A 17127-nucleotide genomic window follows, 5' to 3' on the forward strand; every position below is an offset into this window, starting at 1 on the left:
TGGATTTTTCAAAACTTGCCCTATATTTGTCCTCGAGAGCGTTAATTTAGATACGGGTATATGGCTTAGGCTGTATGCCCGTTTTTTATGTTGGCTGTTGATGCATATGAAATTACTTCATCCAAACAGATCCTCAACCAAGGTGTATACGCTTCAGGATTATGCTCGATATCTTTTACCAAAGCTTCCAGATCTACATATTTGAAACTTTCTACTTCTTCATGATTGATCACGGGTAATTGATCACTCATACCAAAAAAAACATGGTCTATTTCATGCTCTGTTAAGCCATTCTCAAATATCGCTTTATAGGTGAATTTAAACAGAAAGTTTAATTCACATTCCAGCCCCATTTCCTCCATCAACCTTCTTTTAGCTGCCTGCATGTTACTTTCTCCTATACGTTGATGGCTACAACAGGTATTTGTCCATAAACCCCTAGAATGATATTTACTCAGCGCTCTTTGCTGAAGTAACAATTCACGTTTAGAATTAAAGATAAAAACCGAAAAGGCACGGTGCAATAAACCCTTCTCGTGTGCCTCCATTTTGTCCATCTGCCCTTTCGGCACATCCTCCTCATCTACCAGAATAACTTGCTCTTCCATCTATATAACATTTAACTTATTGCGTATAATGGAATCAAACATTAAACCAACTTTATGGGTGTTCGAAATCCTGATCCGTTCAGTCATGATCTTTTCCGCACTTAAGCGTTTGATCTTCACAAATAATTTTTTATAATAGATATAAGACAGGTACACTCCATTCCTGGAAGTAGCAGGCAATAGTTTAATACCTGTTAATGCAATAGCAAATTCATTTTCAATCTCCTTTTCAATTTCTTGTTTTTGCTGATCGCAAAATACGGCTAAGTTAACGTTAGGAAAATAATTTCGGCTAAGCGTTTGATGATCAGCTTTAACGTCCCTTAAAAAATTGACTTTTTGAAATGCAGAACCTAATTTCATAGCATAAGGTTTCAGGTACTCATAATCTACATCGCCTCCATGTGTAAAAACTTTTAAGCACATCAATCCTACTACCTCTGCCGAACCTAAAATATAATCGTTATAAAGTTCGGGTGTATATTTTTGTGTGGAAAGGTCCATCTCCATGCTTCTAAGAAAAAGAGTAATTAATTCTTCGTCTATCTGATACTGATTAACAACCTTTTGAAATGAATTTAAAATCGGATTTAAACTAATGCCCAGGTTAATGGCTTCAAAAGTATCCTCCTTAAATTTTTCCAGTAAAAATTTCTTGTCATATTGATGAAAGCTATCTACAATTTCGTCTGCTAAACGTACAAAGCCGTAAATAGCATGTATGGGCTGGCGTATTTCTTTGCCAAGAAAATAGATACCATAAGAAAAGCTGGTGCTATACAACTTAGTGGTGAGCCGGCTACAATTGCCAGATAATTGATCAAAGAGTTCTTTCATGTATAAGAGGGTGATTCTATTGTTTTTTCAAATTCATCAAGCGTTTTAATCCAGTTGATGTGATCGATATGGCTAAGCTTACTAATAATCTCACTGTTTCCTGCGAGATGAATTTTTGCGGTTGAGCATATTTCAGACAGTTGATCTATGTATTGTTGGGCAACTGATGGTAATCTGGATTTTATCATAAAAAACATCACATGGCCTACATTCAAGGCTGAAAATATCCGCTTAATCGAATCGAGCGGAACTTTGCTGCCTAAAAAAATAACGTGATGGTGTTTTATCCTAAGCATGTAACTGGCAAAAAGCAGTCCGATGTCATGGTCCTCATCTTCAGGCAAAAAAAGCAACCAACTTTGTCCATAATCCTCTCTTAATGGAAGGTTATTGATATGGCTAAATATTTTCTGGCGGATGATATTGGATAAAAAATGTTCGTGTGCAGGGCAGATATCATCTTTTCGCCACATCAAACCCAAACGTAACAATAATGGATAAATGATTTTCCGGTAACAGTTAGAAAGTCCAATCTGATTGATGCTTCGATCAATTAATTGATTAAAGGTTTGTTCGTCAAAAGCCAGTCCGTATTTGATCAGTTGAGCAACATAATAGTCATCTTGTCTGTCGCCAGCAGAATAACTGAACTGCCGATCAAGAAGCTCATCTATTTCGCCATCTGAAAGGCTGCATATTTTAGAAATTTTTAAGCCGCTTTTATTTAAACTTACAATATTTAATAGTTTTCTAAGCTGTTGATCATCATATAAACGTGTGTTACCTTCAGATCGCAATGGACTTAGCGCATTGTAACGTTGCTCCCAGATCCTGATGGTATGAGAATGGATGCCCGAAAGCTGCTCAAGATCTGCAATAGAATAAGTCATTTTTGTTTAAATATATTCAATAAAACTTAAACAAAAAGCAGATGAAAAAGTTTTTTATTAAATATACTAATTTACCAAAGCTAAAGTCTTATCTAATTTAGCGTAAAAGATCATCTAATTCCTACAAACAAAACGAAGAATGAAGTAATTTGAATTTTCGGATTTTTTTCTGCCGTTGAAGTCATACTATCTTTACATCTATTACAAACATTCCACCAATTCAAATTATATTTAAATACCTTATGAAATTCTAAGCCATAAGTTACTTTCAAGAATTAAAACAGAAGAAAAAATAGACTAAAAAGCTTTTTCTGTAAGCAATACACCCCTTTCTCCATTACCGGTTTCTATGGTATGTACATGTTTATAAGAATGGCTAAAGAAGTCATAACCATGTTCTCTCTGCTTAATAGCTACGGTACTCATTGGATAATTTCTATTGGTTTGCATACATAATAAATTACCATTGGCCAGTAGTAGAAAATCACAGTCATAACCTTGCTCCTGCAGTTCAATAACCTTTTTTGTAATGGATACGTTTAATCTGTTTGCTGTGCGGATGCTGTTTTTCATAGGAATGTTGTTTTAGATCGTGAGGTATAATTGATCTGGATATTAAATATAGGCTATTAATAAATACGTTACGAAATATAATATATTATCATTCAATGATTTAATATGATATTTGTTGGTTAATCTCTAATGTATTAACCCTATGGCCTGTAAATTTGTTTTTTCTTAATAATTAAATTATTCGTGTAGCAGTTTTTTATTTGGCAGGTAAGTTATTGATATGATTAAACTAAATTATAAAAATATAAACAAGTTGCATTGTAGTTCAAACACTTGTAATAAATCTGTCTGCAAATTGATTCAAAATAATTATTCAAGGAATAACTCATTCTGAATAACATACTTTCAGTTTTCATTACCTGTTATCACCAACTGTTTTACATTTTCATCAGGAATTGAAACATTAAGCCTAAAACTTTGTATTAGGTTTAGCTAATTTATTAATAATTGATTGATCTGTTTTGAAAAGAGTGTTGGTTGTGGATGATGATCCAGACGTATTAGAAGTTTTCCAGGAAGTATTAGAAACTGAACATTATAAGGTTTACCCATTGCTTTCCCCAAGGTATATTTTTAAAACCATTAGAGATTTCAGGCCTAATCTGATTATTCTGGACATTATGTTGAATGGAATGGATGGACGTGCCGTATTTAAAGAGTTAAGGTTAAATCCTGAAACAGCTGGCATTCCTATTATCATGGCATCGGCGAGATACGATGAAAGTTATATCACATCGCAAAAGTATCATCCTGATGATTATTTGGAAAAACCTTTTAACATCGCAGATTTACTAAGAAAAGTAGGTGCTTTAATGGAAAACTAAAAAAAATTTAAATATGAAACTACAACTACTAACAACTCTTCTACTGCTAATGGCCATGGCCTCAGCCAGAATCATGGCACAAAACAGGCCAGATAAACTCTATTCAATGAGTGGAATTGGATTTGCATTTCCCGTTGGAGAAACCTCGGATTATTTTAAGCCCAAATTTTCAACCTCATTAGGTTTAAATTTAGGCTTAGGCGATAGGGGTTTATTCCTTTATCCAAAAGTAAGTTTACATGCTTTCACTTTTAATCAGATTACGCCGGATGCAGGCTACGCTTATACTTTGCAAAAAGGAAGAGCGACCACCTATTTATTAAACATCGCCTTAGGATATCGTAAAATTGTGAACAAATGGGCATTTTATGGTTTTGCTGGCGCAGGTGGTGGATTTATCCTTACCCCTCAAGTTACAGTTAACTCATCAAGCTTACAGGTTATACAGGACAACAAATCTAATGGTTTAGGAATTGCTGAAGGAGGTGCCGGCATTGAGTATAATATAGGAGGTGCCAATTTATTTGTAGAGGCCAGTTACATGTATGGTTTTAGTAAGATCCAGAACAGGACTTTTAATACGGTACCCATTTCTGTGGGTATTAAACCTAATTTAAGCAAATTGCTTAACAAACTCAAATAACAGTAATATACAAATTATGGAAGCGGTTACGTTAAATAGGTAACCGCTTTTTTTATGCTAAAGAAATAGTCAAAATAATTTTTATACTAATTATTTTAGCATAAATTTGTAGTTTAAATTAATTTTAATGTTATACGCAGTTGTAGATATTGAGACCACTGGTGGTCATGCCTCGGCAAATGGTATTACTGAAGTTGCCATTAACATTCATGATGGTAACCAAATCGTTGAAACTTATACTACGCTGATTAATCCTAAGCAACCGATACCCATTTATATTACAGCGCTTACTGGTATTGATGATAGCATGTTGGTAAATGCCCCCACTTTTGATGATGTTGCTTTACAAATTTATCAACTCTTAAATGATAAGGTTTTTGTGGCACACAATGTCAACTTCGATTATTCTTTTTTAAAACATCACTTAGCGGCTTCCGGATATGATTTACAATGCAAAAAGCTGTGTACAGTTAGGTTGAGCAGAAAACTGATCCCTGGTAAATCATCATATAGTTTAGGAAAACTTTGTACGGTCTTGCAGATACCGATTCAAAACCGGCACCGGGCCGCAGGTGATGCGGATGCAACCAGTATCTTATTCAATTTATTACTGGAATATGATCAGGAGGGCCTAATAGCCGAAATGCTGAAAAAAACATCAAAAGAACAGGTTTTGCCCCCGCATTTGGATAAAGCATCCATTTTGAGATTGCCTGACCGACCTGGTGTATATTATTTTAAAGATAGTAAAGGCAAAATTATTTACGTTGGAAAAGCTAAAAATTTAAAAAAACGCGTCACCAGTCACTTCACCGGTAATACCCCCAACCGGCAACGTCAGGATTTTTTACGAAATATCCATCATGTTGACTATGTTACTTGTGGTACGGAACTGATGGCATTGATTTTAGAAGCCAATGAAATTAAACGTCTATGGCCTGAAAACAACCGCGCAATGAAACGTTATGAGCATAAATATGATTTATATGTTTTTGAAGATCAAAATGGTTATTTACGTTTAGCAATAGATAAACATAAAAAAAACAACAATGCCCTGCAAAGCTTTAATAGCTTACTGGAAGGTTATAATTTTTTAAATCAATTAATTGATAAGTATCAGCTTTGTGCAAAGCTCTGCTACTTGCAAAAAACAGCAACTAAATGTTATGCGCATGAAAACGGCCAATGTTTTGGTGCGTGCAGCGGAATAGAAACGGTTAGCGTTTACAATAAAAAATTAAATGCGGCACTAATTGACATTCAAAATCAGCAACCTAGCTTTGCATTGGTAGATGATGGCAGAGAAGAAGATGAATTCAGCTGTTTGGTGGTGGAAAACGGCAAGTTTTATGGAATGGGTTATTTTACTGATAAAAATTACCTATCTGATGGACTGGCACCGATTAAAAATGATTTATCTACATACCAGTCAAATAGCTACATCCTAAATTTAATTCTGAATTACGCAGAACAATACCCGCAGAAATTGTATAAATTGTAACATTTTTTATATTAATGAATTCATTAACCTTTTACTAATCACTGCCTTTCCTTGATGAGGTCGTAGAACTACCCCATTTCGACAAAACTTCCTTCCGGGTAAATCATAAATTCTTTGCTACGTTGAATATCAAAAAATGCAGGTAATAGTTAAATTATCAGCAATTGATCAGTCCGTTTTCTGCGATTTTAATTCGAAAAGGATATGGCCGGCCACCGGTTCATGGGACAACCAAGGCTGGACACTTACGCTTTCTTGTTGTAATGTAGCATCTGCAAAACTTTCAGAAAAATATTCAGATCAATTGTCTCAAATCCCCCTACAATTTTTCTTTTTTAGCAAGGTCAACTTCACTACCCGTTCCCTATCTTTACTTTTATAAATATAAAACGTTATGACAAAATCACTTTGGATCAACCTTCCGGTAAAAGACATTGATAAATCTAAAGCATTTTTTACGCAACTTGGTTTTACGCTCAATCTGCAATACGGTGCTCGTGAAGATTCGGCCTGTTTGTTAGTAGGGGAAAGCAATTTGGTGATTATGCTCTTCGAAGAGGATTTGTATGAAAGTTTTGTAGGAACCAGCATTTCCGATAAACGTAGTGGTAGCGAAGTATTATTTTCTTTCGATGCAGAAAGTCCGGAAGAAGTAGATAACCTTGCTGAAAAAGTGGTGGCTGCCGGTGGAACACTCTATAGCGAGCCCGGTTATAAGGATGGCTGGATGTATGGCTGTGGTTTTATTGATCTGGATGGTCAGAGGTGGAATATTCTTTACATGGATATAAGCAAAATGCCCTTGGGTTAGTGCCCATTAATAGAAAATAATAGGTCGTAGCGCCATGCTGCGACCTAAAACAGTTACACTTCTTCTAAAGCCGATTTGATAGCTATATAGATGTAATCAAGATCTTCATCACTGATAATGTAAGGAGCAAGAATATAAATAATGTTTCCAAGTGGCCTTAATATAATTCCTTTTTCTAAAAAGTAGGTATACAACAGATTACGAAGATTACTTAAATAAGACGTCTCATTACCTGTTTCCCACTCAATAGCAATAATAGTACCTGTTTGCCTTATTGCTTTAACTTTAGGATGCGCTTTAATCTCACCTAAAAATAAAGCGTGTTTGGCCTCTACTCTTTTGATATTGGCCATTGTTTCATCCTGCAATAAAATATCTAAACTTGCTAAAGAAGCAACACAGGCAATTGGGTTTGCAGTAAAAGAATGTCCGTGGTAAAGTGTTTTTAATTTATCATCACTTAAAAAAGCGTCAAATATTTCACGGGTACAGGCAGTAATTCCCAAGGGCATAGTTCCGCCTGTTAAACCTTTACTTAAACAAATAATATCTGGCTTGTTGCTAAGCTGATCACATGCAAAGTAGCTACCTGTCCGGCCAAATCCAGTCATCACCTCATCCGCAATGATTAAAACACCTGCTTGCTTACAGGCAGCAATTAGTTTATCAAGGTATTTCGCTTTATACATCAGCATACCGCCCGAACCTAAAATTAAAGGTTCGAAAATAAAACAGGCGGTATCGGTAAGATCTGAGATGTAAGCCGTAAGATGTGAAATATTGTCTTCATTAGGCAGATCTATGAAATCGACATCAAACAATAAACTATTAAAAGCGTCGGTAAAAATACTACGTCCACTTACCGACATGGCGCCAAAAGTATCACCATGATAAGCATTTTTAAAAGCCAGAATGCGGGTTTTGGGTTTTCCTTTATTATCCCAAAACTGCAGGCACATTTTTAAGGCTACTTCAACCGCTGTCGATCCATTGTCCGTATAAAAAACTTTATCTTGTTTTCCCGGTAATATGGTTAGTAGCCTTTCTGCAAGCAATACAGCAGGCTCATGCGTAAAACCTGCAAAAATTACATGTTCAAGTACATTGAGCTGCTCGGCTACCTTTTCTGCAATATGAGGGTGTGCATGACCATGAATATTTACCCACCAGGATGAAACCGCATCAATATACCTTTTTCCATTTTCATCAAAAACATACACGCCCTCTCCCCTGACAATCGGAATATGTGGCAAGGCATTTTTCATTTGGGTGTAAGGATGCCAGATGACCTTTTTATCACGTTCAGCTAAGCTCTGTTTTGTATTGAACGCTTCGGTTCTAGACATATCAGACATATAAATTACAGTTTATTCAAATATTGATTTTTTAGCAATTCAGCTACAGTTTTATCTGTTTTAAAGGTGATATCTTCGATATTTAAATCTTCAATTTTTACCCATCTGAAAGCCTGAAGGATATCGCCCTCTCCATCGAAATCGTAAATCTTATCTTTAAAAGCCAATTGCAGGGGTGCTTTTTCTTTAACCAGATAATATACACTAATCACCTGGCTATCGTTAAACGATGATTTTTCGTAAAAATCCGTGGTGTAAAAATGCGATAACACCTCTATTTCGGCTTCACATTCTTCCATAAACTCACGTTTTAGCCCATCAATCAAACCTTCGCCCAATTCCAAACCGCCGCCTGGAAATTTACTGAAACGGATTCCATATTCTTGTTCGTCACTCACTAAAACCTCAATATCGTGGTTAATCAGGAGTCCGTAAACGCGGACATTAAAGTAGCTCATTCGAAATGTTTTTTATTTTTGATGACTATTTCGGGTGTCCAAATGATCTCTTTCTTAAAAGCCTCTGCCCTAACCGGACATTCGCTCATGTGGCAATAATGGCAACATTCAGGCAAACAAGGATCGGCATGGATAAACAGCTCAGCCTTACGCACACCATTTGAATTAATCAAATCATCAATTTGAGAAATTTCCCGGTGAACTTTATTCAAATCGAAATAATAAGGCAATGTTACATGGCAATCGATATGAAATTCAGGTCCATATTGCTGCGTGCGCAGGTTATGAACATCAATCCATGGATTATGCCGGTTTTTTTGCAAAACCTCTACGACTTCTTCAACCAATGTAAAATCGCTCTCGTCCATTAGTCCCCCCACTGAACCCCGCGTAAGCCGATAACCCGAATAAATGATATAAAAACCTACCAGAACTGATAGAAAGCTATCCAACCAAATTATATTTGTCAGTTGAATCAAGATCAAGCCTACCACAATAGCTACACTTGTATAAGTATCGGTAAGTAAGTGCCGGCCGTCAGCTTCCAAAGTAATGGAATGTTGATCTTTGCCAACATTGATCAGGTACAATCCTACAATCATATTAATTAACCCGGTAATACCAATAATTAGTGTTCCGGTTAATAACTCGCCCACCACATGCGGATAAATAAGGTTGTATGATGATTTAAAAATAATCACCACCCCCGCAATCAAAATTAGGATCCCCTCAACAAAAGCAGAGAAAAACTCAACTTTTCCGTGGCCATATGGGTGATTTTCGTCCCGCGGCTGCGTACTTAGATAAATGCTATAAAAGGCGAAACTCCCGGCAATTACGTTTACAATGCTTTCTGCCGCATCGGTTAAGATCGCGTTAGAACCGGTAATAAAATACGCAACAAACTTAGCCAACATCAGCACCACGCTCACTACCAGTGAAATTATTATGGCTTTCTTTTTTACCGACACACGAATATTTTTTTCAAAAATACGCTTATCGAATAAATTAAATGAGAAAAACTATGTCTTTTTTAGTGCAGAATAATATTTGGTTTATATATTTGCGCTCAAAGTAATTAACCATGAGCACCTTATCTAAAAGAATCAACAGCCTATCAGAATCAGCAACCCTTAAAATGACTAAACTTGGTCGCGAGCTAGCATCAAAGGGTGTCAATATCATCAGTTTAAGTGTCGGTGAACCTGACTTTAATACACCAGACCATGTTAAAAATGCTGCTAAACAGGCCTTAGACGAAAATTATACCCGTTATTCGCCAGTACCGGGCTACCCAGACCTTCGCCAGGCCATTGTTAATAAACTGAAAACGGAAAACAACCTCGATTATGATATTTCGCAGATTGTTGTTTCAACAGGTGCAAAACAATCTTTATCAAATGTGATCCTTACCTTAATTGATCCAGAAGATGAGGTAATTATACCAACGCCTTATTGGGTTTCTTACTCGGAGATGGTGACCCTTGCAGAAGGGAAATCAGTTTTTATTGATACGGATATTGAAAGTGATTTTAAGATTACACCTGCGCAGTTAGAAGCTGCCATTACGCCAAAATCGAAATTATTTATGTTTTCTTCGCCATGTAACCCAACGGGTTCGGTTTACAGCAAAGAAGAATTGGCAGCATTGGTAGCTGTTTTTGAAAAACATCCCAACATTTATATCCTTTCTGATGAGATTTATGAGCACATCAACTTTGTAGATAAACACGAATCTATTGCGCAGTTTGATAGTATTAAAGACCGTGTAATTATTGTGAACGGATTTTCTAAGGCTTTTGCCATGACAGGTTGGAGATTAGGTTATATTGCAGCAAGCAAAGAAATTGCTGCTGCTAATGATAAGTTGCAGGGACAGACAACCTCTGGTACATGTTCTATTGCCCAAAGAGCCGGAATTGTGGCTTATGAGCAAGGTTTAGCTAGCGTTCTGGAAATGAAAGAAGCATTTTTGCGCCGCAGAGAATTGGTTTACAATTTGTTAAACGAAATTCCGGGGGTAAAAACAAATCTTCCCGATGGAGCTTTTTACTTTTTTCCTGAAATCAGTTCTTTCTTTGGAAAAAAAGATGCCGATGGAAATGTAATTAAAGATTCTTCAGACTTAGCTTTATATCTATTAAACGTAGGTCACGTAGCAACTGTAGGTGGTGATTCTTTTGGAAACAATAACTACATCCGTTTATCTTATGCCGCATCAGACGAAAGTTTGGTTGAAGCCTTAAGAAGAATTAAGGAAGCTTTAAGCAAATTATCCTAATTAATTTGAAATTTTAGTTCATATAATCATTAAAAAGAAACCGTACTATAAAAATTTATAGTACGGTTTCTTTTTGTTAACATACCGCGTTAACGAGCGATTGATAACAAGCTTATGCTGGGATGGCTACGAAAATTACGGCTGCCTCCCTAAAACATTATTCTTTCGCCAAAATATTATAATACATTTCAAAAATTTCTTTTAAAAGATGTTTGGATTGCTTTTCAAGCGATTTAGGTTCTCGTATCGTAGATGCACACCCTCTGCTAGATATTGTGCGACCTTGTCATTCAACACATCCAAAATTTTATAAAATATATTCCGCCCCGCTTTAATTATGAACAGAAAACTGTAAATTGTTAACTGAAAACTGTTTATATGTTAAAATCGCTAGATCTAAACCAGGTGATGGTGCTTGATATTGAAACCGTTCCTCAATACGCTTCCTATCAGGATGTACCTCCAAACTTTCAGGAACTTTGGGAACAAAAAACGCATTACCAACGCAATAGCGAGCAAAGTGCTGAAGACTTTTACGAGCGCGCAGGTATCATGGCCGAATTTGGTAAAATTATCTGCATCAGTCTCGGCATTTTTTATGCTGAGGAAAAAACGAACAAACTACGCATCAAATCTTTTTCTGGTCATGATGAGTACGATATACTTTCCCAATTTGCAGCACTGCTTAATAAACAAACGCCCAACCTGATGTTCTGCGCCCATAATGGAAAAGAATTTGATTTTCCATACCTGTGCCGGCGACTTTTGATCAATCGGATAGAAATTCCTTCACAATTGGAATTATCGGGCAAAAAACCATGGGAAGTTAATCATATTGATACGATGGAACTCTGGAAATTTGGCGATTACAAACATTTCACCTCACTTAACCTCCTTGCTGCCATTCTGGATATTCCTACACCAAAAGATGATATCAATGGCAGTCAGGTAAAACAGGTATACTATGAAGAAAAAAACCTGCCCCGGATTGTAACCTATTGCCAGAAAGATGTAATTACTACGGCACAGGTACTATTAAAATTCAAAGGGATAGAAATAATTCCGGAAGAAAATATTACCATTGTAACCTGATGCTAAACGTTGAAAATTTAAATATTGATTTCTACAACCAGGAAGATAAAAACTGGTTTAATGCTGTTAAAAAAATCAATTTTACGGTTAAAAAAGGCTCTATTTTGGGTATAGTAGGCGAGTCGGGCTCTGGCAAATCGGTTACCTCATTTTCCATTATGCGTTTACATGATGAAAGCCTTGCGAAAATTACCGGTGATATTAAATTTGAAGACATTAGCCTGCTTAATTTAAGTGCCAACGAGATTAGACAGATCAGGGGAAACCAGATTTCGATGATTTTTCAGGAACCCATGACTTCCCTTAACCCTGTTTTTAATTGCGGCGATCAGGTGGCCGAAGCCATTATGCTCCATCAAAAGATCGGTAAAGCCGAAGCCAAAAAACAAACTATTTCCCTGTTTAATGAAGTTCAGCTTCCGCGGCCCGAAAAAATATTTGACAGTTATCCGCACCAGATTTCGGGTGGACAAAAGCAGCGGGTGATGATTGCCATGGCTTTGAGCTGTAATCCTAAACTCCTCATTGCCGACGAGCCTACAACGGCTTTAGACGTAACTGTTCAAAAAACCATCCTGCAATTGCTGCTTAAGCTCAAAACAGAGCGCAACATGGCCATGATCTTTATCTCGCACGATTTAGGCGTGGTAAACGAAATTGCCGATGAAGTTGCCGTGATGTATAAAGGTAAAATTGTGGAACAGGGACCAGCAAAATCAGTGTTCGAAAATCCGCAACATCCTTACACCAAAGGTTTACTGGCCTGCAGGCCCTCGCCCACCTTACAATTGAAAAAATTACCGGTTGTAGCCGACTTTTTAAATAAGGGAACCGGAGATATCCCTGCATATTTACAGTCGGCAAATCAGTTAACAGTAACTGAAATTTCATTGAGAAGACAAAAATTGTATGAGCAAAAACCATTATTGCAAGTTAAAGACCTTTGCACCTGGTATCCTATCCGCAATGGATTATTCGGTAAAACTACCGATTATGTCAAAGCGGTAGACAGGATTAATTTTGAGGTTTTTCCGGGCGAAACACTCGGCCTTGTTGGAGAATCAGGTTGCGGAAAAACAACTTTGGGCCGTACCATTCTCAGGTTAATTCAGCCAACTTCAGGTTCCATTCTCTTCAATGGAGAAGACATTACAAATCTGGACAAAAACGAGTTGAGAAAGCTCAGAAAGGATATTCAGATCATTTTTCAGGATCCTTATGCTTCGCTAAATCCTAAACTGAGCATTGGCCGGTCTATATTGGAGCCCTTACAGGTGCATGGGCTTTATCAAAACGATGCAGAGCGCAAACAAAAAGTATTAGAACTTTTAGATAAGGTTGGGTTAAATGCCGGGCATTTTAACCGCTATCCACATGAGTTTAGTGGAGGCCAGCGGCAGCGCGTGGTCATTGCCAGGGCTTTAGCGTTGCAGCCTAAATTTATCATTTGCGATGAATCGGTATCAGCGCTTGATGTTTCTGTTCAGGCACAGGTACTTAACCTCATCAGGTCCTTACAGGAAGAGTTTGGCCTCACTTACATTTTCATCTCGCATGATCTGGCGGTAATTAAACATATTTCCGACCGCATTTTAGTGATGAATAAAGGTAAAATTGAAGAAGAAGGTTTTCCAGAACAATTGTTTAATGCACCTAAGGCCGAATATACCCGAAAACTGATCGCCGCCATTCCCGGTCACCAATAGATTATGCGAATTTACTTTCCCATTGTTATCATACTATTTTTTTGTTCAAACACTCATGCACAAAAAGTAGAGATTACACATTCAGGCCCCGTTTTTAATCAAGTGCCTTTCGAATCCTGTCATGCTTCCACACTGGTTGATCTGGGAAACGGAAAAATTATGGCTGCCTGGTTTGGGGGTAAAAATGAAGGAAGCAAAGATGTAGCCATCTGGTCGTCGGTTAAAAATGGCGCAAACTGGAGCCAACCTGTCGAAATTGCTAACGGGATAAAAAACGACACCAGCCGTTTAGCTTGCTGGAATCCAGTGCTTTTTAAAGCAAAAAACGGCACCTTATTCTTACATTATAAAGTGGGAGTAAATCCCCGTGAATGGTGGGCCGAATATAAAACATCTGTTAACAATGGTAAAAGCTGGTCTGAAGCTAAAAAACTACCTGATGGTTTTTTAGGCCCCATTAAAAACAAACCCGTTCAACTGGCAAACGGAACTATTCTTTATCCTTCAAGTACTGAAAGCCGAGATGAAAAAACCTGGAATATCCATATTGAAAAATCGGATGCAAACGGTCAAAATTGGAGAAAAATCGGGATCAACTGCGATACCTTTGGCGTTATCCAGCCATCCATCCTCATTTATCCCAAAGAAAAATTGCAGTTGCTTTGCAGAAGCCGCCAAAATGTGATTGTAGAAAGCTGGTCTGTTGATCATGGCGAAACATGGTCAAAGCTTAAGCCCACCCAGTTGCCTAACCCCAACTCCGGCAGCGATGCAGTAACCTTAAAAGATGGCCGGCAACTGCTCGTTTATAACCCATTAACTGCAGGTAAAAACTGGTGGGAAGGTCGCTCGGTATTAAAGCTGGCCATATCCACCGATGGCGAAAATTGGAAAGATATTTACACCCTCGAAAACCATTTGAAAGGGGAATACAGTTATCCAGCCATTATTCAAGATCAAAATGGAAATATCCATATCAGTTATACCGCAGAGCGGAAGAAAATTACTTACATGGAGATCAGGTTAGTCCGTAGTTGATAGTTCATGGTTCATCGTTCATAGTTCATAGTTCATAGTTCATAAGATGCAATGAAGTTTAGAATAGGGTTTAATCTGGAATATTATTTATTCGCTTATGTAAATCTTTGATGGATAATAGCGATTTTTCCAAAATGCCTTGGCAGTCAAACTTTACGTTGTTAAACCATCCATCTGTAGCATATTGCTATACCAATAAACCAATCGTTAATGACTATTTAACGATAAACTATCTTTGCTCAACTTTCACATCTCAAGTCTTAAATTATATCTCTTTAATCTTACATCCAGATACATTTTACGCCCCAAATCCTGCCACTTCCCTATCTTTTCTGTATCTTCGGTAAATTCAGTTTAGCGTATGGCAAAGAAAAAATCGGCAAATATAAAATTGGTTCTGAATCAATTGGTTAGTGATATTTTTGAAAAAAACAATAATCAGTTACTCAATTACAAACAGGTTTCGGCCAAATTGAACCTAAACGATCAGGAATCAAGAGAAACGATTTTAGAGATATTAAAAGAAGGAAAAAACGAAGGTATTTTCTTAGAGCCTCAAAAGGGAAAATTCAAACTCAAAGAACTGCAGAGCTTTATCATTGGTACGGTAGATATGACGGCTGATGGTTCCGCTTATATCGTTCCCGAAGATGAGTTCGAAAAAGACATCTTCGTTGCGCCCCGCAAGCTTAAAAATGCCTTGCATGGCGATACGGTAAAAGCGTATGTTTTTGCAAAAAAACGGGGACGGAAAAATGACGGTGAGGTAGTCGAAATCATTAAAAGAGCTAAATCAGACTTTACAGGTGTGATTAAAATATCAGATCACTTTGCTTTCGTTATTGCCGACGATAAAAAAATGATGCGCGACATTTTTGTGCCACTTGCTGATACACATGGTGCAAAAAGTGGACAACGGGTATTGGTCACCCTATCCGAATGGCCTGAAAGTGCTAAAAACCCAATAGGTATTGTAAAACATGTATTGGGCGACCAGGGTGAAAACAATACCGAAATGAACGCCATTCTGGCTCAATATGGCTTTCCGCTCGAATTTCCTGCGCAGGTAGAAAAAGAAGCCAATGCCATTCCAGAAGAAATTCCTGCCGCTGAAATTGCCAAACGTAAAGATTTCAGACAGGTATTAACCTTTACCATTGACCCAGCCGACGCAAAAGATTTTGATGATGCCATCTCCTACCAAAAATTACCTAATGGAAACCATGAAATTGGCATCCACATTGCCGATGTTTCACATTATGTGATTCAGGGAAGTGAACTTGATAAAGAAGCTTATAGCCGCGCTACTTCGGTTTACCTGGTTGATCGTGTAATCCCGATGTTGCCCGAGCGTTTAAGTAACGGTGTATGTTCGCTCCGTCCACACGAAGATAAATTGTGCTTTGCAGCTGTTTTTGAACTTGATGAGCAAGCGAATATCCAAAACGAATGGTATGGCCGTACCGTAATCCACTCCAACCGCAGATTCACTTATGAAGAAGCACAGGAAGTAATTGAAAGTAAAACCGGCGATTATGCAACCGAAATACAAAAACTAAATGAGCTGGCTTACATTCTGCGCGACCGCAAGTTTAAAAATGGTGCCATCAGTTTTGAAAGTACCGAAGTTAAATTTAAACTTGATGAAGCGGGTAAACCTATAGGAGTTTATGTAAAAGAACGCAAGGATGCCCACAAATTGATTGAGGATTATATGTTGTTAGCCAACCGCAAAGTGGCTGAATTTGTTGCTAAAAAAAGCAAGGGTAAACAAAAATTAACCTTTGTTTACCGGGTACATGATTCGCCGAATATGGAAACCCTTGAAACTTTTGCCAACTTCGCTTCCCGTTTTGGTTATAAAATCAACACCAAATCCGATAAAGAAATTGCCAAATCACTCAACCATTTAATGGCCGATGTAGAAGGCAAAAAAGAGCAAAATATTTTAACTTCGCTGGCCATCCGCTCTATGGCCAAAGCTATTTATACCACTAAAAAAACCAGTCATTATGGTCTGGCCTTTGATTATTATACCCACTTTACCTCACCCATCCGCCGTTATCCAGATGTAATGGCACACCGTTTACTCCAAACCTACTTAGATGGTGGCAAATCGGCCGACATGGAGTTTTACGAAGTTGCCTCTGTACATTCTTCCGCCATGGAAAAACGGGCTGCAGATGCAGAAAGGGCTTCGATCAAGTACAAACAGGCAGAATATTTAGAAAACAATATCGGTACCGAATACAAAGGTATTATTTCAGGTGTAACCGAATGGGGCATGTACGTAGAAATTGAAGAGAATAAATGCGAAGGTATGATCCGTTTACGCGATATATCTGACGATTTTTATGTGCTTGATGAAAAAAACTACTGTATTGTTGGCCAAAGAAAGAAGAAAAAATATCAACTGGGAGATGAAGTAATGATCCGTGTAAAAAAAGTTGACCTTTCTAAACGCCAGATCGATTTTACCTTAATTCCTGATTAAAAAATTAAGACATTTG

16 protein-coding genes are annotated in these 17127 nt (G+C 37.4%); 9 read left to right on the forward strand and 7 right to left on the reverse strand.

Features of this window, described 5'->3' with window-relative positions; translation table 11 throughout:
- Window positions 1-65: 65 nt before the first annotated feature.
- The 4 genes from idi to PGN18_RS20475 all read right to left on the reverse strand — a co-directional run bounded on the left by idi (window position 66) and on the right by PGN18_RS20475 (window position 2908).
- A complete protein-coding gene (gene idi, locus PGN18_RS20460; RefSeq protein ID WP_335321434.1) occupies window positions 66-608 on the reverse strand; it encodes an isopentenyl-diphosphate Delta-isomerase in 543 nt (180 codons plus the stop codon).
- Window positions 609-1445, reverse strand: coding sequence for a phytoene/squalene synthase family protein (locus PGN18_RS20465; protein WP_335321435.1), 837 nt, complete (start codon window positions 1443-1445; stop codon window positions 609-611). It abuts the gene before it with no gap.
- A complete protein-coding gene (locus tag PGN18_RS20470; protein WP_335321436.1) occupies window positions 1442-2335 on the reverse strand; it encodes a MerR family transcriptional regulator in 894 nt (297 codons plus the stop codon). Before PGN18_RS20470 ends, PGN18_RS20465 begins: the two co-directional genes overlap by 4 nt.
- Window positions 2336-2632: 297 nt before the next feature.
- Entirely contained in the window at window positions 2633-2908 is a 276-nt protein-coding gene (locus PGN18_RS20475) for a hypothetical protein (RefSeq protein ID WP_335321437.1), read from the reverse strand.
- A gap of 470 nt (window positions 2909-3378) precedes the next feature.
- Here PGN18_RS20475 and PGN18_RS20480 point away from each other — a divergent pair, with 470 nt between their 5' ends.
- The 4 genes from PGN18_RS20480 to PGN18_RS20495 all read left to right on the forward strand — a co-directional run bounded on the left by PGN18_RS20480 (window position 3379) and on the right by PGN18_RS20495 (window position 6687).
- Window positions 3379-3732 carry a response regulator gene (locus tag PGN18_RS20480; protein ID WP_335321488.1) on the forward strand — a complete coding sequence of 118 codons (354 nt, stop codon included), beginning with the start codon at window positions 3379-3381 and terminating at the stop codon, window positions 3730-3732.
- Window positions 3733-3745: 13 nt separating this feature from the next.
- A complete protein-coding gene (locus PGN18_RS20485; protein ID WP_335321438.1) occupies window positions 3746-4375 on the forward strand; it encodes a hypothetical protein in 630 nt (209 codons plus the stop codon).
- A gap of 127 nt (window positions 4376-4502) precedes the next feature.
- A complete protein-coding gene (locus tag PGN18_RS20490) occupies window positions 4503-5876 on the forward strand; it encodes an exonuclease domain-containing protein (RefSeq protein ID WP_335321439.1) in 1374 nt (457 codons plus the stop codon).
- 394 nt (window positions 5877-6270) lie between these two features.
- Complete coding sequence (locus tag PGN18_RS20495) at window positions 6271-6687, forward strand: VOC family protein (RefSeq protein WP_335321440.1); 417 nt, start codon at window positions 6271-6273, stop codon at window positions 6685-6687.
- Between the two features lie 53 nt (window positions 6688-6740).
- Here PGN18_RS20495 and bioA read toward each other — a convergent pair whose 3' ends face one another.
- Genes bioA through PGN18_RS20510 form a run of 3 tightly spaced genes read right to left on the reverse strand, consistent with a single transcriptional unit; the run spans window position 6741 to window position 9471 of the window.
- Window positions 6741-8033: an adenosylmethionine--8-amino-7-oxononanoate transaminase gene (gene bioA, locus PGN18_RS20500; protein WP_335321441.1), complete on the reverse strand. Its 1293-nt coding sequence runs from the start codon at window positions 8031-8033 to the stop codon at window positions 6741-6743.
- A gap of 14 nt (window positions 8034-8047) precedes the next feature.
- Window positions 8048-8500: an NUDIX domain-containing protein gene (locus PGN18_RS20505; protein WP_335321442.1), complete on the reverse strand. Its 453-nt coding sequence runs from the start codon at window positions 8498-8500 to the stop codon at window positions 8048-8050.
- A complete protein-coding gene (locus PGN18_RS20510) occupies window positions 8497-9471 on the reverse strand; it encodes a cation diffusion facilitator family transporter (RefSeq protein WP_335321443.1) in 975 nt (324 codons plus the stop codon). The genes PGN18_RS20505 and PGN18_RS20510 overlap by 4 nt, the downstream gene beginning before the upstream one ends.
- A 113-nt stretch (window positions 9472-9584) precedes the next feature.
- Between PGN18_RS20510 and PGN18_RS20515 the strand changes: the two genes are divergently transcribed.
- The 5 genes from PGN18_RS20515 (at window position 9585) to rnr (ending at window position 17111) form a co-directional block, all read left to right on the forward strand.
- Window positions 9585-10781 (forward strand): pyridoxal phosphate-dependent aminotransferase, encoded by a 1197-nt coding sequence (locus PGN18_RS20515; RefSeq protein WP_335321444.1) that lies wholly within the window; start codon window positions 9585-9587, stop codon window positions 10779-10781.
- A 378-nt stretch (window positions 10782-11159) separates the two neighbouring features.
- Window positions 11160-11873 carry a 3'-5' exonuclease gene (locus PGN18_RS20520; RefSeq protein ID WP_335321445.1) on the forward strand — a complete coding sequence of 238 codons (714 nt, stop codon included), beginning with the start codon at window positions 11160-11162 and terminating at the stop codon, window positions 11871-11873.
- Entirely contained in the window at window positions 11873-13579 is a 1707-nt protein-coding gene (locus PGN18_RS20525; RefSeq protein ID WP_335321446.1) for an ABC transporter ATP-binding protein, read from the forward strand. The genes PGN18_RS20520 and PGN18_RS20525 overlap by 1 nt, the downstream gene beginning before the upstream one ends.
- A gap of 3 nt (window positions 13580-13582) precedes the next feature.
- Window positions 13583-14617, forward strand: a complete 1035-nt coding sequence (locus PGN18_RS20530; RefSeq protein WP_335321447.1) for a sialidase family protein — start codon at window positions 13583-13585, stop codon at window positions 14615-14617.
- 361 nt (window positions 14618-14978) lie between these two features.
- Window positions 14979-17111 (forward strand): ribonuclease R, encoded by a 2133-nt coding sequence (rnr, locus tag PGN18_RS20535; protein WP_335321448.1) that lies wholly within the window; start codon window positions 14979-14981, stop codon window positions 17109-17111.
- Window positions 17112-17127 lie beyond the last annotated feature (16 nt).

The sequence above is a fragment of the Pedobacter terrae genome, from assembly GCF_036946585.1.
Taxonomy (GTDB): Bacteria; Bacteroidota; Bacteroidia; order Sphingobacteriales; family Sphingobacteriaceae; genus Pedobacter; species Pedobacter terrae_C.

What these genes read in the sequence shown, in the direction of transcription:
- idi (WP_335321434.1), bottom strand. Translation starts at nt 608, where the DNA reads ATGGAAGAGCAAGTTATTCTGGTAGATGAGGAGGATGTGCCGAAAGGG.
- PGN18_RS20465 (WP_335321435.1), bottom strand. Translation starts at nt 1,445, where the DNA reads ATGAAAGAACTCTTTGATCAATTATCTGGCAATTGTAGCCGGCTCACC.
- PGN18_RS20470 (WP_335321436.1), bottom strand. Translation starts at nt 2,335, where the DNA reads ATGACTTATTCTATTGCAGATCTTGAGCAGCTTTCGGGCATCCATTCT.
- PGN18_RS20475 (WP_335321437.1), bottom strand. Translation starts at nt 2,908, where the DNA reads ATGAAAAACAGCATCCGCACAGCAAACAGATTAAACGTATCCATTACA.
- PGN18_RS20485 (WP_335321438.1), top strand. Translation starts at nt 3,746, where the DNA reads ATGAAACTACAACTACTAACAACTCTTCTACTGCTAATGGCCATGGCC.
- PGN18_RS20490 (WP_335321439.1), top strand. Translation starts at nt 4,503, where the DNA reads ATGTTATACGCAGTTGTAGATATTGAGACCACTGGTGGTCATGCCTCG.
- PGN18_RS20495 (WP_335321440.1), top strand. Translation starts at nt 6,271, where the DNA reads ATGACAAAATCACTTTGGATCAACCTTCCGGTAAAAGACATTGATAAA.
- bioA (WP_335321441.1), bottom strand. Translation starts at nt 8,033, where the DNA reads ATGTCTAGAACCGAAGCGTTCAATACAAAACAGAGCTTAGCTGAACGT.
- PGN18_RS20505 (WP_335321442.1), bottom strand. Translation starts at nt 8,500, where the DNA reads ATGAGCTACTTTAATGTCCGCGTTTACGGACTCCTGATTAACCACGAT.
- PGN18_RS20515 (WP_335321444.1), top strand. Translation starts at nt 9,585, where the DNA reads ATGAGCACCTTATCTAAAAGAATCAACAGCCTATCAGAATCAGCAACC.
- PGN18_RS20520 (WP_335321445.1), top strand. Translation starts at nt 11,160, where the DNA reads ATGTTAAAATCGCTAGATCTAAACCAGGTGATGGTGCTTGATATTGAA.
- PGN18_RS20525 (WP_335321446.1), top strand. Translation starts at nt 11,873, where the DNA reads ATGCTAAACGTTGAAAATTTAAATATTGATTTCTACAACCAGGAAGAT.
- PGN18_RS20530 (WP_335321447.1), top strand. Translation starts at nt 13,583, where the DNA reads ATGCGAATTTACTTTCCCATTGTTATCATACTATTTTTTTGTTCAAAC.
- rnr (WP_335321448.1), top strand. Translation starts at nt 14,979, where the DNA reads ATGGCAAAGAAAAAATCGGCAAATATAAAATTGGTTCTGAATCAATTG.